At 68.6% G+C, this 14,034-nt stretch carries 13 protein-coding genes; all 13 read right to left on the reverse strand.

The annotated features are described in order from the left end of the window. Window positions 1–917 (reverse strand): amidohydrolase family protein (locus AC08OU_RS05740; protein WP_476604450.1); only part of this gene is annotated, 917 nt, incomplete at its 3' end. A gap of 153 nt (window positions 918–1,070) precedes the next feature. After that, window positions 1,071–1,994 carry a TIGR03619 family F420-dependent LLM class oxidoreductase gene (locus AC08OU_RS05745; RefSeq protein WP_476604451.1) on the reverse strand — a complete coding sequence of 308 codons (924 nt, stop codon included), beginning with the start codon at window positions 1,992–1,994 and terminating at the stop codon, window positions 1,071–1,073. A 4-nt stretch (window positions 1,995–1,998) separates the two neighbouring features. Beyond that, window positions 1,999–2,460, reverse strand: coding sequence for a nuclear transport factor 2 family protein (locus AC08OU_RS05750; protein WP_476604452.1), 462 nt, complete (start codon window positions 2,458–2,460; stop codon window positions 1,999–2,001). A gap of 93 nt (window positions 2,461–2,553) precedes the next feature. Then, window positions 2,554–3,375, reverse strand: coding sequence for an SDR family oxidoreductase (locus tag AC08OU_RS05755; protein ID WP_476604453.1), 822 nt, complete (start codon window positions 3,373–3,375; stop codon window positions 2,554–2,556). A gap of 16 nt (window positions 3,376–3,391) precedes the next feature. Next, entirely contained in the window at window positions 3,392–3,574 is a 183-nt protein-coding gene (locus tag AC08OU_RS05760; RefSeq protein WP_476604454.1) for a ferredoxin, read from the reverse strand. Between the two features lie 79 nt (window positions 3,575–3,653). Further along, window positions 3,654–4,739: an NAD(P)H-dependent amine dehydrogenase family protein gene (locus AC08OU_RS05765; RefSeq protein ID WP_476604455.1), complete on the reverse strand. Its 1,086-nt coding sequence runs from the start codon at window positions 4,737–4,739 to the stop codon at window positions 3,654–3,656. Further along, a complete protein-coding gene (locus AC08OU_RS05770) occupies window positions 4,736–5,806 on the reverse strand; it encodes a hypothetical protein (protein ID WP_476604456.1) in 1,071 nt (356 codons plus the stop codon). The genes AC08OU_RS05765 and AC08OU_RS05770 overlap by 4 nt, the downstream gene beginning before the upstream one ends. Then, a complete protein-coding gene (locus AC08OU_RS05775; RefSeq protein WP_476604457.1) occupies window positions 5,791–6,996 on the reverse strand; it encodes a cytochrome P450 in 1,206 nt (401 codons plus the stop codon). The genes AC08OU_RS05770 and AC08OU_RS05775 overlap by 16 nt, the downstream gene beginning before the upstream one ends. Next, window positions 6,993–8,165: an ABC transporter substrate-binding protein gene (locus AC08OU_RS05780; RefSeq protein WP_476604458.1), complete on the reverse strand. Its 1,173-nt coding sequence runs from the start codon at window positions 8,163–8,165 to the stop codon at window positions 6,993–6,995. Before AC08OU_RS05780 ends, AC08OU_RS05775 begins: the two co-directional genes overlap by 4 nt. Before the next feature lie 90 nt (window positions 8,166–8,255). Next, window positions 8,256–9,929 carry a thiolase C-terminal domain-containing protein gene (locus AC08OU_RS05785; protein ID WP_476604459.1) on the reverse strand — a complete coding sequence of 558 codons (1,674 nt, stop codon included), beginning with the start codon at window positions 9,927–9,929 and terminating at the stop codon, window positions 8,256–8,258. Continuing rightward, window positions 9,926–11,368, reverse strand: coding sequence for an aldehyde dehydrogenase family protein (locus AC08OU_RS05790; RefSeq protein WP_476604479.1), 1,443 nt, complete (start codon window positions 11,366–11,368; stop codon window positions 9,926–9,928). The genes AC08OU_RS05785 and AC08OU_RS05790 overlap by 4 nt, the downstream gene beginning before the upstream one ends. Window positions 11,369–11,518: 150 nt before the next feature. Next, window positions 11,519–12,796, reverse strand: coding sequence for a cytochrome P450 (locus AC08OU_RS05795; RefSeq protein WP_476604460.1), 1,278 nt, complete (start codon window positions 12,794–12,796; stop codon window positions 11,519–11,521). After that, on the reverse strand, window positions 12,793–14,034 hold the full coding sequence (locus tag AC08OU_RS05800; protein WP_476604461.1) for a CaiB/BaiF CoA transferase family protein: 1,242 nt from the start codon (window positions 14,032–14,034) through the stop codon (window positions 12,793–12,795). Before AC08OU_RS05800 ends, AC08OU_RS05795 begins: the two co-directional genes overlap by 4 nt.

A 14,034-nucleotide genomic window follows, 5' to 3' on the forward strand; every position in this document is an offset into this window, starting at 1 on the left:
CGCTCGAACTGCTGCATCAGGAAGGGCACCCAGTCGCTGCCGTTCTCGATGATCAGGAACTTCAGGTTGGGGAAGCGCGACGGCACACCGTGGCAGATCAGGGCCGCGACCGCGTCCATGATGTCGCGGTGGCCGAGCACGATGTCACGCAGCGGGTTGGGGAGGAAGCTGGTGAACTCGCCGTCCCCACCTTCCCACTCGATCAGGTGCCGCGAGTATCCGGTGTCCGACCCGTGCAGGGTGACAGGGATTCCGGCCTTGTCCACCTCGGCCCAGAAGGGGTCGAACTCCGGCAGGCCCATGGACCGGCTCCGGCCGGCACCCGCCGGAACCGGCGCGGGGCGGACCAGGAAGGTCTTCATCCCCCGTTCCAGGCACCAGTGGAACTCCTTCACGGCCTCGTCGACCTTCGGGAGGGTGATCACGGGGGTGGCGAAGATGCGGCCCTCGACGTTGAAGGTCCAGTGCTCGTGCATCCACTCGTTCAGGGCGTGGATCATCACGTGCGTCAGCTCCACCTCGTCGCGGGTGCGCTCCTCGATCAGGCTGGCCAGCGTCGGGTACATCACCGTGTAGTCGATGCCCAGCTCGCTCATGAGCTCCAGCCGCGGAGCCGGGTCGCGGAAGGCCGCGGGCGACTCGATCGGCTTGCCGACGAACTCCTTGAAGGTCTTGCCCTCGGGGTTCCTGCCCCGGAAGTAGGCCTCGGCGCTGCCCGGCGCGGCCACGCGCTCGAACGTGGGATTGGGGATCATGTGACTCACCCGGTTATTGATCATGAGTCGCTTGCGACCCCGGATATCGATGATCGCGATCTTGTCCTGGTGTTCGCGCGGCAGGAACTTGGTGAGCGCGTCCTGAGTCTCGTACATGTGGTTGTCCGCGTCGAACACGGGGAAGTTCAGCGAGACGGGCATCGTCTGATCACTCCAGGTTGCTGCTCGGTCGTCGGCCACCCGGCCTGGTCTATGAAAGTCTCATTACCCGAGAATGGTACGCACTGTGCGATTGGCTGGCCACCCACCTGGCGATGGGACCGACATGCGCGTCGTCCAGGGTGTCCGACCCTGTCACCGTGCCAGGGCGTGAGGGATGACCGATTCGCCGAAGTGCTGCAGCTGCTCCAGGGCCCGTGGGAAGCAGGTCTTGTCGATCGGCACGGTGGACCAGGTGACTCCGGCCCGCGCCAGACGCGCCATGTGGTCGAGCTTCTCCTCCGTCCCTGCGGCCGGGTCGACCGGTGACATGCCGGGCGACGCGACCTGCAACCGGTCAGGGTCGCGGCCGATCCTCGTCATGTCCTCGCGGATCTTCAGGATCTGGCCGGCGAGTTCATCCAGCGACAGGATCGGCGACGTCCTCGACACCCCGGCGGCCGCCGTCCCTCCGAGGGTGAGCGGCGCCCACCCGTCACCCCACTCCGCCACTCGTTTCCGGACCAGAGCGGCATTGCCACCCAACCAGAGCGGGGGCGACGGCCGCTGGACCGGCGGAGGAGACAACGTCACCCCGAGCCCCTGGTAGAACGAGCCCTCGTGATGAAACTCCCCAGGCGACGCGAAGAGGCCGCGGACCACCGCCATCGCCTCGTCGAACTGCGCGTTCCGCTCGTCGAAGTCCGCGTCCAGAGCAGCGAACTCGGAGCGCAGGTACCCCGTCCCCAGGACGAACGTGGCCCGACCTCCAGAGAGCACGTCGACCGACGTCATGGCCTTGGCCAGAAGGAAGGGATTGCGATAGGGCACCACGGTCAGATACGTCATCAGCCGCAACGACGAGGTATGCGCGGCGAAGAAGGACAGGCCCGCGAAGGGATCGAGGGTGTCGTGGCCCCCCCGGTCCAACCACTTGCGCGACGGCGCCGGATGGTCGGTCAGAGCGATCGCCCGCACACCGCTCGCCTCGGCCACCCGCGCGAACTCCGCCATGTTGCCGGGGACGAGCCAGGCCCCCCCGTCCCGCGAGGACACGGGATAGTCGATGAAGAAGTGCATGACCTCACGTCCCTCGCTCGTGCGACGAGCCCAGGAGCGTGGCGGCGGCGCTGTGGGCGACCGCCCAATCCACTGTGATCTTCCGGCGCTCGATCAGCCATCTCCCGGCCGTCCTGCGATACCGGTCCGAGTACCGCCCTGCGTGATCAAGTCCGTCGGCGGTCAGCACCAGGAAGTAGCATCGTCCCCGTGCTCCCCCCGGGCCGGTGATCTCGATCTGTTGGGTCGTGAGATGGTGGCGGACGAAGGACGGCGCCGACCGTCGCTCATCGCGTCCCGCCCCCACACCCGTCAGAAATCGGCGGATCTCCGCGTGCCCCCGGTACTCGGTCCCCATCACGTCCATGACGCCGTCGGGCACGAACGTATCGAGCAGGTCGTCGATCCGGCCGGTGTCAACCGCCAGCGTGTATTCGGTCTGGATTCGTCGAATTTCCTCTCGGCCACACGCTTCTTCTGGAGTCATCGCACGATCCTCACGACGCAAGACCGCGCCCGCGGCAATCGGGAATCACGTTCCGGTGACGAGGGACGCGGCCTGGCGGCACTGCTCCGTCGATCAGTCCCATGTCGGCGCAGTCTTGGCCCGGGGAACCAGGTCGACCCTGGACGGCGATGCCGTGGGCCCGCAACGCAGCAGGCCAGCCACCGCGGACACCAGGTCATCGGCACCGACCAGGTTCCCGCTGATGGCACCGGAGGCCAGCCAGGACTCCACCGCCAGCGACGAGTACCGGGGATCCGCGTGCCGCAGCATCTCGGTCGCCGAAGGACCCTTCCCTCCCCCGCACTCGCCCACGTTGAGCACGGTGAAACCCACGTCCGGATGCTCCACCCGCCAGGCATCGACCATGGCGCTCAGGGCGGTCTTGCTACTGACGTACGCGCCGATCAACGGCCAGGTCGGCCTTACCGTCGCACTGATGGAGCTCAGGTACACGGCGCATCCGCGTGCAGCGGTCAGTTCCTCCAGCACCGCGGCGGTCGCGATCGCGGCTCCCGTGACGTTGGTGGCGAAGGCATGCGTCCACGTGGCGGCATCCGTCTTGGCCAGGGGCATGACCGGGAAGACGGCTGCGGAATACACCAGTGCATCGACCCCGGCGAATTCGCGGACGACGTCGTCCAGCGCGGCCCGGCACCCGGCCTCATCGGTGACGTCGCACGTCACAGCCAACGAACCCGCGGGCAACTGGGCCACCGCATCACGCAGGCGATCGGTACGGCGACCCAGCATGGCCACTCGTGCGCCTCGTTCCCCCATGCCCAGCGCCAGGCAACGGCCCAGACCGCTGGATGCTCCGACGACGGCGATACGCCGTCCGGCCATCTCCTGGGAGTCGGGCTCCCGCCCTGTCTGACGTCCGTCGACTCCGGCCATCCTGTGCCCCTTCTTCCTATGAATCGGTCACCGAGATCGCTTGCTCCGGGCAGACCGCGACCAGCGCCCACGCGTCCGACATGCACGATTCGGTCAGCTCCGCCATCGCCACGATCGGGTAGCCGGCCTCGTCGGCCTGGACCAGGCCGGTGTCCAGGTCGTAGCAACGACCGTGGCCGGTGCACCGCTCGGGATCCACGGAAAGCCTCCGGCGACCCGTTGTGGAGGTCACGGCGTCACCTGGGCCGCCACGGCTTCGATGGCAGGGCGCGTCGACGTCACGAGACCACCTCCGCCTCCGGCCGGGCGGACGGTGAGCGGTAGGCACCGAAGACGGCCGGGGTCACCACGCCGGGCGGCGCGGACCGCACGTACGGCAGGGAACGGACGGCCGTCATGGCAACAGCCACCTGGCCACCGGATCCGGCCGTCTCACCGTCGTTGCCGACGGTCAGGTCCACACGGATGGGTGGCGAACCATCGATCGTGATCCGGATGAGGAACGGATGGATGTCGCCCGGGCTCCCGCCCGCGAAGTCGTCGGGGTCGTCAGTGACGGTCCAGAACTCCTCGCACGCCAGGATGGCCTCGCCGGAGCGGTATCCGGTCCAGGAGAGAATCTGGCCGATCACCGTGCCCGCGGCAAGGATGCCGCACGCGACCTTCACGTCGCGGGACGACGTGAAGAGCTTCAGCTCTGGACGGATCTCGTCGACCTCCGTCCGCAGGGCGTCGGCCGCGGCCCCGATGGCCTGCTCGTACTGGAGCGAGATCGCCTGGTACGTGGGCGACTCGAGGGTGACCTCCTCGGGCGGACGCCCCATCCCCATGAGGTCGACCAGCATCGAGCGTCGGCTGATGCCCCGGCAGTCGACGAACTCCTGAACCGTGATCCGATCGACCCGGCGCGAGAAGGCTGTGAGCGTCACGGCCAGACGCTCGAGCACGAATCCGGGATGTTCGCCGGCGGCATGGAACCGTGCTCCGGAGCGATCGCACGACTCGACGATGCGCTGGTGGGCCGCGGAACCGAAGGTGGGCAGGTGGTTGTAGGACGTGGTCGTGATCACGTCCTTGCCCGACTCCAGCAGTGCCACGATGTCGTCGGTGTTGGCTTCCTGGCCCCGGGACTTGCTGGCCGCATGCAGCACCACGTCGGCGTCCAGGTCGAGGATCGCCTGCTTGTCGTCGGTGGCCAGGACGCCGGTATCGGGCCGACCGGCCAGCCGTCCCGCGTCGACGCCCACCTTGTCGGGGCTGTATACCAGCAGGCCGACCAGTTCCAGGTCGGGGTGATCGATGATCTCTCGCAGTTGGACCGTGCCGATGGCTCCGGTCGCCCACTGCACCACCCGTGTCGTCACCGGAGCCTCCCGACGAACGGCCGAACGTCGGCCAGGGTGACCAGGCCGGCATCGGCCTCCCTCACAGCCGGGATGGCGTGGACGGCGTGCATGGCCGTGGCCAGGCACCCCATCTCGGAGTGATCCTCGCCATGGAGACCGAGCACGAGGTTGCACCTCACGCTGGGGGCTCCATCGATCTCGATCTCGTACCCTTCGCGGCGGGACCATTCCGGCGCCACGTCCGGCGCCATCCACGTGACGTGTTCCACGGCGATCTGCGTCGGGCCGCAATCGGCTCGCACCCCTAGCTTGATCGCCCCCACCGTGCCCGCACCGACCGTGCCGGCGGCCACGTCGAGCTGACGGGACGTGGTCGCGGTCTCCCGGAACCCCTTCACCGGCCCGAGCTCGAGCCCGAGCGACCGGGCGATGACGTTCGCGGTTGCGGCGAAGGGACCTCCCGCCCGCTGAGGGGCCCGAGCCAGCACCGAGTCCGCATCGGGCGCCCTGCCGTATCCCATCACGTCGAAGATCATGGATGTACTCGGATATCCCGCGTAGCAGAGCGACTCCCGCACGGTGATGGTGGAGCTCCGTGCCGACAGGCGGCTCAGGGCGGGAACGAGTACCTCGCCCCAGAAGCCGGGGAACAGCCCGACACCGAGGAAGGTGCTGCCGCCCCGCGCAGCGGCGGAGCGCAGGGTCTGCGCACCCTCGGGGTCAACGATGTCGGCGTCGATGAAGGTGCTCCCGGTCGCCACGACGTCGACGCCGGCGGCAAGGAGATCGGCGACCTCGGCGAAGCAGGTATCGCGGTGACGTTCGACCGCTCCCATGTAGAGCACGACGTCCGGCCGCGCGGCGAGGACGCCGGCCGTCGTGTCGACGGCGACGACGCCGGCCGAGCCACCTGTCGCCGGCAGGCCTGCGAGCCGGCGTGCGTCGACGCCCACCTTGTCGCGGTTGTAGACGCGGACTCCGACGAGCTCGACCTCGGCCGACTCCATCAGGGCCCGCAGCGACAGGCGTCCCGTCGCACCGGTGGCCCACTGGACGACCCGAGGGCGGTTCAAGACGCCGGCCACGACAGCTGGAGGTCCGGAACGAACCGAAGCGGAGGCAGATAGGTCACCCGGTAGCCGGGACTCAGCCCGTACTCCGGGATCCGCCGATGCCATTCGCGAAGGGCGATCCGCAACTCGCGGCGGGCCAGGTGGGACCCCAGGCAGCGGTGCACCCCGCCACCGAAGGCCAGGTGTCGGTTGGGCCTGCGGTCGAAGCGCACCGACATCGGACCGTCGAACTCCGCGGGGTCGAGGTTCGCGGCACTCACGTTCACCACCACGTGGTGTCCGGGCCGGACCACGTGGTCGCCGAACTGCGCCTCCTCCGGGGACCAGCGCACGACCGCCGGCACCGGAGTCTCCCAGCGCAGGAGCTCCTCGACAGCATCCGGAATGATCCGCGGATCCTCGGCGATCGCCCGGCGGTGCTCCGCGTTCCGGGCCAGGAAGGCCCAGAAGCACGTCAGCGAGTCGGTCACGGTGTCCAGGCCGGCCGTCAGCAGCACGAAACAGATCGACAGCATCTCGTCCCGGGTCAGCCGGGAACCCCGGCCCCCGGCGGTGATCAGGCTGGACAGGACGTCGTCACCGGGTGCCGCCAGTCGATCGGCGAGAACGTCGGTGAAGTAGCGGTAGACGCGCTGCGCCGTCGCACGCTGCTCCGCCGAGCGCTCTGCCGCAGTGGACTGCGGGCCCCCCGGGCGCAGCAGGCCGTCGCGGAACCCGATCAGGGTGGTCAGGTCCTCCCACGGCAGTCCCATCAGCCCCAGGAAGATGGACGACGGAAGCAGTTCGGCGAACTCGTCGGTGAAGTTGCAGGATCCCCGCTCGGCGAAGGTATCGATGAGGTCGTTCACCCGGGCCGTGATGTCGCCGTCCATCGCCTCCACCCGGCGAGGCGAGAACAGCGGATCCAGGATCGCCCGGTATCGCGCGTGATCCGGTGGATCGATGTTCAGCGGGATGAGGGGCAGGGTGTTGCCCTGTTCGACGAGGTTCGCCGACGACAGCCTTCCGCGGCCCTTCAACGCCCGATCGACCAGGGCCCGGGAGGAGACCATGACATGGCCGTCCCATCCCACCGATCCGCGCTCCATCAACGCGTGATTCGCCTGCTGCGCGTGGGCTCCCTGTCGCCCGGCGACGCGCGGCGGCTGATTGGCGAAATCGAGCTTGGAGACCGGCGACGTGGCCTTCGACGTGCTGGTCATCTCGCCACCGATCCCCGAGTAGCCGGTGCGTTCTCGGCCCTGGGCGCCGCTGCTGGCGGGTCGCCGACCAGTCCCTCGATCGTGCCGTGCGTGACGATCGCCGAGCCGTCGCTGAGAACCCTTCTCGCGACCAGGAACTCGCTGCCCACCCAACCCTGACGGATGAATCGACCGAATCGCAGCCGGGTTCCCGGGGCACCGGTCGCCGCCGGAAGCATCTTGACCCGCTCCAGCCCCTCCTTGACGCCGCGGCCCGTGAGCGGACGGGCCTGCGCGAGGGCGCGGAGAATCGTCCGGGCGGCGTCGTAGGCGACCAGCGGGAAGAAGTACTCCGGCCGTTCGCCGTAGCGCTTCTGGAACTGGTCGAAGAAGTCCTGCGCCACCGGGTTTCGCTCGTCGTACTGGTCGAGCCCCGTCCAGCCCGCGAACCGATGACGCCACTCGCCCGTCCTCGAGGCGAACTCGAAGGCGGTGGTCGTGTACCGGCGAGGCTCCCAGCCCACCTCGGCCAGGGCGTCGTTGATGCCGATCGCGCCCAACCCGAAACCCACGTGCAGAAGAGCGTCCGGGTTACCCTCGGCGAGGATTCTCATGGCGTCGACCTTCTGGGCAGGCACCTGCGGCACCTGCGGCACCGGCGTCTCGCCGGTGATCTCCAGTCCGGCTTCCGCGAACGCCACCCGCGCGGATCGCAGATACTGCTCGCCGATGAGGGACGACTCGAACACGATGCCCACCGAGGTGCAGCCGTCGAACCGAGCCACGTTCGCGATGATGATCGGCTCCTCCTCGAGGGATCCCGAGGGCAGCGCGAACATCCACTCGCCGAGCAGACTCTCACTCGCCGCGATACTGATGCACGGGACGGCCGCGAGGCGCTCCACGTAGGGGGCCAGGGCCACCGCATTCTCGCTCACGTAGGGACCGAAGATCGCCAGGACGTCCTGTTCCACGAGATCGTCGAAGGCCTCCCGCACATCGCGGAACGACCCGGTCGGCAGGCCGTCCGCCGAACGAACGACGAACTCGACCGGCCGCTCGATCAGCCCGCGCACCACGAAGTCTTCGGCCACCATCTCGAAGGTGCGCAACAGGTTGGGATCACCGGACCCTGACTCGGCCACGTAGTCGATCAGCAGTCCGACCCGGGCCGGACGGATCTTTCCCATCGTTGCTCCTGATCTATGCGACTACGGAACTGGTGACGACGTTTCGCGAAGCCTCGAAGCGGTGCCGGGCCGCGACGTCCGGCACCGACGTCACTCCCGGCGCAACAGGAAACAGCCGGCCGGAACGCCCCCGCCGATCGCCACCAGGGCCGTCCGCGCCCTCGGCACCTGCCGTTCGCCCGCGTCACCGCGCAGTTGGACGACGGCCTCGTGCAGGAACCCGTAGCCATGGGTCCGACCGGCCGAGAGTTGGCCGCCGTGGGTGTTCACGGGCAGGTCACCGTCCGGGGCGATCCGGCTGCCTCCGTCGAGGAAGTCCTTGGCCTCGCCCACGCCGCAGAAGCCGAGCGCCTCCAGCCAGGAAAGGCAGTTGAACGAGAACCCGTCGTAGATCTGGGCGACGTCGACGTCCGAGGGCCGCATCGACGTCCGGCTCCACAGGTGCGCCGCCGGCCCGAACACTCCCGGTAGGTGGGTGAACGTGCCCTGGTCCCATGACGGGCGCTCGCTGATCTGCGAGCCCACGCTCTCGACCCGGACCGGAGCGCGTCGGAGGTCGCCGGCCGTCTCCGACGCGGACACGACGATGGCCACCGAGCCGTCACACGGGACGTCGCAGTCGTAGAGCCCGAAGGGCGTGCTGATCGTGCGGGCGTCCAGGTATTCCCGCATGGTCAGCGGTTTGCTGTAGATGGCGTCCGGGTTGAGGGCGGCGTTGCGCCTGCCGTTGAGGGCGATCCAACCCAGGGTCTCGCGACCGCAGCGATAGCGGTCGAAGTAGTTCGACGCCATCATGCCGATCCAGTTCGCCGCGCTGAAGGCCCCGAACGGAAGCCTGTACTGCATCGCCCCGGACACCGGGCCGGACACCGGAGGTGACAACAGACCGGTGCGCAACAGGTCGGTGCGCGTGCTCTCCCAGACGGTACGGAAGCACAGCACGTGCCGGCACAGGCCCGAGGCGACCGCCAGCATCGCGGCCAGCACCGATCCGGCCTGCCCGGGAGTCTCCAAAGCCCCGTTGTGCCAGACCGGACGGATCCTCAGGATCTCCTCGACGCTGCTCACGCCACCCTCGGTGACGCCGGCACCGCCGAGCGGGCCCGGATACGTGGACAGGCCGTCGATGTCGTCCGGCGTCAGGCCGGCGTCCTCGATCGCGGCGCGGCAGGCCTGAACGGTCAGGCTGAGGGGCGCACGCCCCAGCCGACGCCCGATCTGGGACATGCCGAGACCGGTGATCGCCACCCGGTCTTCGAACCGGTCAACGAATCGGCGTCCGGCCGGCACCGGGCGGACAGGGACGGTCGGTGGCGGGACGAGCGGTCGCACGTCGGCGTCGGGCTCACCCGACGGCGCGAAGACGGGGAACCACACGCCGGCCCGTTCCGTGAACCGCACCTGGACGCGCAGACCGACGCGCACCTCATCGGCTTCGACGTCCACGAGATTGGTGGTGAGCCGGACGATGGGGGCGTCGTCGAGCGCGACGACCGCGATCACGTACGGCGGCGCGAAGTCCGGGCTGAAGACCTGCTGGTTGACGGTGACCCCGATGACCGTGGCGGCCCCGCCCACCGCACGCCATTCGGTCAGGTCCGCCGCACACACGTGGCAGACCTGCATGGAGGGATGCGCGAAGGCCGAGCAGCAACCGCAGTGCGGCAGGCGCAGTTCCCCCTGTTCGCCGCCGGTCCAGAAGGGGCGGTTCCACGGCGAGACCTCGGGCGAGGGACGGGTGCGGGTGTCAGGGACGACGCTCACAACGGCATGCCGATCGTGGTCGTCTCCAGATACTGCTCCAGGCCCTCGACGCCGTTCTGCCGACCGATACCGCTCGCCTTGAATCCGCCGAACGGCGCGTCGGCGCCGTACCAGGGAGCACCGTTGACGGCCATCGTGCCGGTGCGGATCCGCATGGCCAACTCCAGGGCACGTTCGACGGAGCCGCTGCTGACCATCCCCGAGAGCCCGTAGATGCTCTCGTTGGCGATCCGTACCGCGTCGTCGTCGTCCTGGTAGGGAATGACTACGAGAACCGGACCGAAGATCTCTTCCTGCGCGATGCGCATCCGGTTGTCGACGTCCGCGAACAGGGTCGGTTCGACATACCACCCCCGGTCCAGATGAGCGGGACGCTGCCCGCCGGTCACCAGGCGGGCTCCCTCGTCCAGCCCGGCCTGGATGAGGTCGAGCACCCGAGAGCGTTGACGCAGACTGATCTGCGGTCCCTGGAGGACGCCTGCGTCGGTCGGGTCGCCATACCTGACGCTGGTGAACGCGTCGGTGACCACCTTCACCCCCTCCTCGTACCGGGACCGCGGGAGCAGCAACCGGGTGGACATCGCGCAGCCCTGCCCGGCGTGGGCACACGCGCCGAACGCGACGTTGGCCAGCATGGCGTCGAAGTCCGCGTCGTCCAGGACCACATGCGCGGACTTCCCTCCGAGCTCCAGGAACAGGCGCTTGAGCGTCGGCGATCCGTGAGCCATGATCCGCCGGCCGGTGGCGGTCGATCCGGTGAAGGAGATGACGTCGACCCGTGAGTCGGTGACGAGCTGCTCGCCGCGGGCGTGATCGGCCGACGGGACGACGTTCACCACACCGGCCGGGATGTCGGTGGACTCCGCGATCACACGCCCGATCCGGGTCGCCGTCCAGGGCGTGTCCGGGGGAGGTTTCAGCACCACCGTGTTGCCGGTCGCAAGGGCCTGGCCCAGCTTGGCCAGGGCGATCTCGAAAGGGTAGTTCCAGGGAGTGATCGCGCCGACGACCCCGGCGGCCCTCTTGATCACTACCCGGCGGGACGCCATCCCGAAGGCCGAGCCGTTCGCGATCGGACGCTCCCAGGGGTAGTCCGCGATCCTGCCCGCTGGCCAGAGCAGGGCCTCCGAGAGCGGAGCGTCGAGCTGGGGCCCGTACGTCAGCAGTACGGGCGTCCCGACCTCTGCCACCAGTTCGGCACGGATCTCCTCCCGCTCCGCCACCAGCGCGGCCTGCAACTGCTCCAGGCATCGGACCCGGAAGGCATGGTCGCGCGACCAGGCCGTCTCGTCGAAGGCCCGGCGGGCCGCGGCGATCGCCCGGTCCATGTCGTGCTCCGTTGCGTCCGCGACGACGCCCAGCACTTCCTCGGTCGCGGGATTGACGTTGTCGAACGTCGCGCCCGACGAACTGGCGCACAGCTCTCCGTCGACCAGCATCCGGATCTCGCCAACCTGTCGCGTCACCGGGACGGACCTCCTTGTGCCTGAGCCGCGAGCGACATGCCGATACGGCGTGGCGCTCCTACCATCCTCTGACAGCCGGCGGTGCCGTCGAACGAGGTGCCGGAGGGCTCGACTCCGTAGGACTCAGAGCCTGTCTTGGATCCAACGATCCCCCTCCGGCTCCTCCGGCCGGCGATCGCCGGATCGGGCCCCGCGAACCGGGACACGGGAGTACCCGGCCACATTGGTCATGGCGACCCGCCGGAGACCTTGACGGTCCACGTCGAACTCCGGGATGAAGTCCAGCAGGAACTCCAGGGCGATCCGGGACTCCAGCCGGGCCAGGGCCGCCCCGAGGCAGCTGTGGATGCCGTACCCGAACCCGATGTGCCGGCCCAGATCCGGCCCGCGGCGGACATCGAAGCGATCGGGCTCCGGGAAGACCCGCTCGTCCCGGTTGGCAGATCCGACCAGCATCATGACGGGGCTTCCGGCCGGGATGGTCTGTCCGTGCAGGTGCACGTCGCGTACGCAGCGGCGAACGTTGTACTGGGACGGCGCCTGGTAGCGCAGGCATTCCTCGACCGCCGCCGCCACCAGCCCGGGCTCCCGGCGCAACAACGCCCACTGGTCCGGGTTGTCGGCGAAGGCGACCACCGCATTGCCGATCAGTTTGGTGACCGTCTCGGCGCCCGCTCCGACGATTAGTGAAAGGAAGCCCGCGATCTCGGCGTCGGTCAGGCCGCTGGAGTGATCCCCGATGCCGCGGGGTATCTCCACGCGCAGCAGGTCAGCGATCATGTCTTCGCCCGGGTGCCCGCGCCTTTCGCCGATCAATTGGTAGTAGTAGCTGCCCATCGCCAGGCCGGCCTCGTAGCCCTCACGACTGACGCTGTGGCTGCCCGGTTTCCTGGTCAGCAGCTCGTCGAGCCAGACGTAGACCTGCTGGCGGTCCTGCTCCGGCACGCCCATCATCTGGCTGATGATCTCTAGCGGGAAGAGCGCCGCGAAGTCGGCCACCGCGTCGAAGCTCTCGGGATCGCAGCGTCCCAGGAACGTGCCGATCGTCTGCCGCACCAGCGGTTCCAGTCGGGTGATGGCGCGAGGGGTGAACACCCGGTTGACCAGTGAACGCATCCGCCGGTGGTCCGGAGGATCCATCATGATGATGCTCGGGTGCCGCACCCGACGCCCCTGCTGGACCGACGCCAGATCGATCCCGAACGCCGATGAGTACGTCTCGAAGTCCCTCTGGCCGAGCGCGACGTCGTCGTAGCGGCTCAGGGCGTAGAAGTCCCACCTGCTGCTGTGGAACACGGGGGCCTCGTCGCGCATCCTCCGATAGGTGGGGTAGGGGTCCAGGAAGAACGCGTCGGAGAACGGGTCGAAGTCCAGCTCCCCGTGCGTCGGCGACGTCCTCATAGGATGGAATCGTCCTGCTTGTAGCGCTCGATATCGGCCCATTCCAGTCCGTGCTCCAGCAGAACGGCCTCGGTGTGCTGGCCGTGCTCCGGCGCTCCCCCAGGCACGACGTGGAGCTGGTCGAACTGCACGGGGTTCACCGGCATGCCGAACTCGGTGCCACTCATGGTTCGCACGGTCGGGATGTAGCCGTTGGCCTTCACCGCCGCGTCGTCATGCATCTCCGAGGCGGTCTGCACCACGTTCCAGGCCCCGGTGAGGTTCTGCAGGACGGGAAGCCACTGCGCCAACGTTCGCGTGGCGAACAGTTCATCCAGGGCGTCGACGATCTCCGACCGGTGTTCGAAGCGCCCGGCGTCGTCCTGAAGGCGCTCGTCGGCCAGGATCTCGTCCAGTCCGAGGACGTGCATCGTCTTCTCGAAGTGCCGCCCCATCTGCAACATCTGCAAGGTGATCCAGCGACCGTCGGCGGTCCGATAGGTGTTGACGAGAGGGTTGGGCCCCAGCCGCCGGTCCTCCAGCGGGGAAGGATCGCGGCCGAACACCTTGGAGCTGGTGATATCGGGACCGAGATTCCACGCCGCGAGGCCGAGCAACGAGACGTCGATCTCCGAGGGGATGCCCGTACGCTCCCTCTTGAACAGCGCTGCAGCCACGCCACCGGCGATCGCGAGCCCACCCATCACGTCGCCGAAAGCAGGCCGCTGACCCACCGGGGCCTCGCCCTGCGGTGTCATAGCAGCCGCGATGCCACCCCGGACCCAGTAGGACACGCCGTCATATCCGGGCTTCTCCGCATCCGGCCCTTGCGGCCCGTGGGCGGTCCCGCGGACATAGATGATGCGCGGATTGGCGCGCCGCAGGTCGTCGAGGTCGATGCCCAGCTTGCGCCGCACCGCCGGGAGGTAGTTGGTCAGGAAGACGTCGCTCTGAGCGGCCAGCCGGTACAGAACCTCGCGCCCTCCAGGCGTCGACAGGTCGACCGCGACCGACCGCTTGCCACGATTGGGCACCTCGATGATGTAGTTGACGTCCCCTGGCCCCTGAGGGATCAGGCCCGAGGAGATGAGCCCTCTTTGCGGGTCGCCACCGTCCCGCGGCTCGACCTTCACGACATCTGCGCCCCACTCGGCGAGCACAGCGCCCGATGCCGGCACGAACGTCCATGCGGCGACCTCAAGAACCTTGACGCCCGCGAGGACGTCGTTGACGACCGGCTCACCCGGCGGCGTGGTCAT

Source organism: Frankia sp. CcMO1 (genome assembly GCF_977945845.1).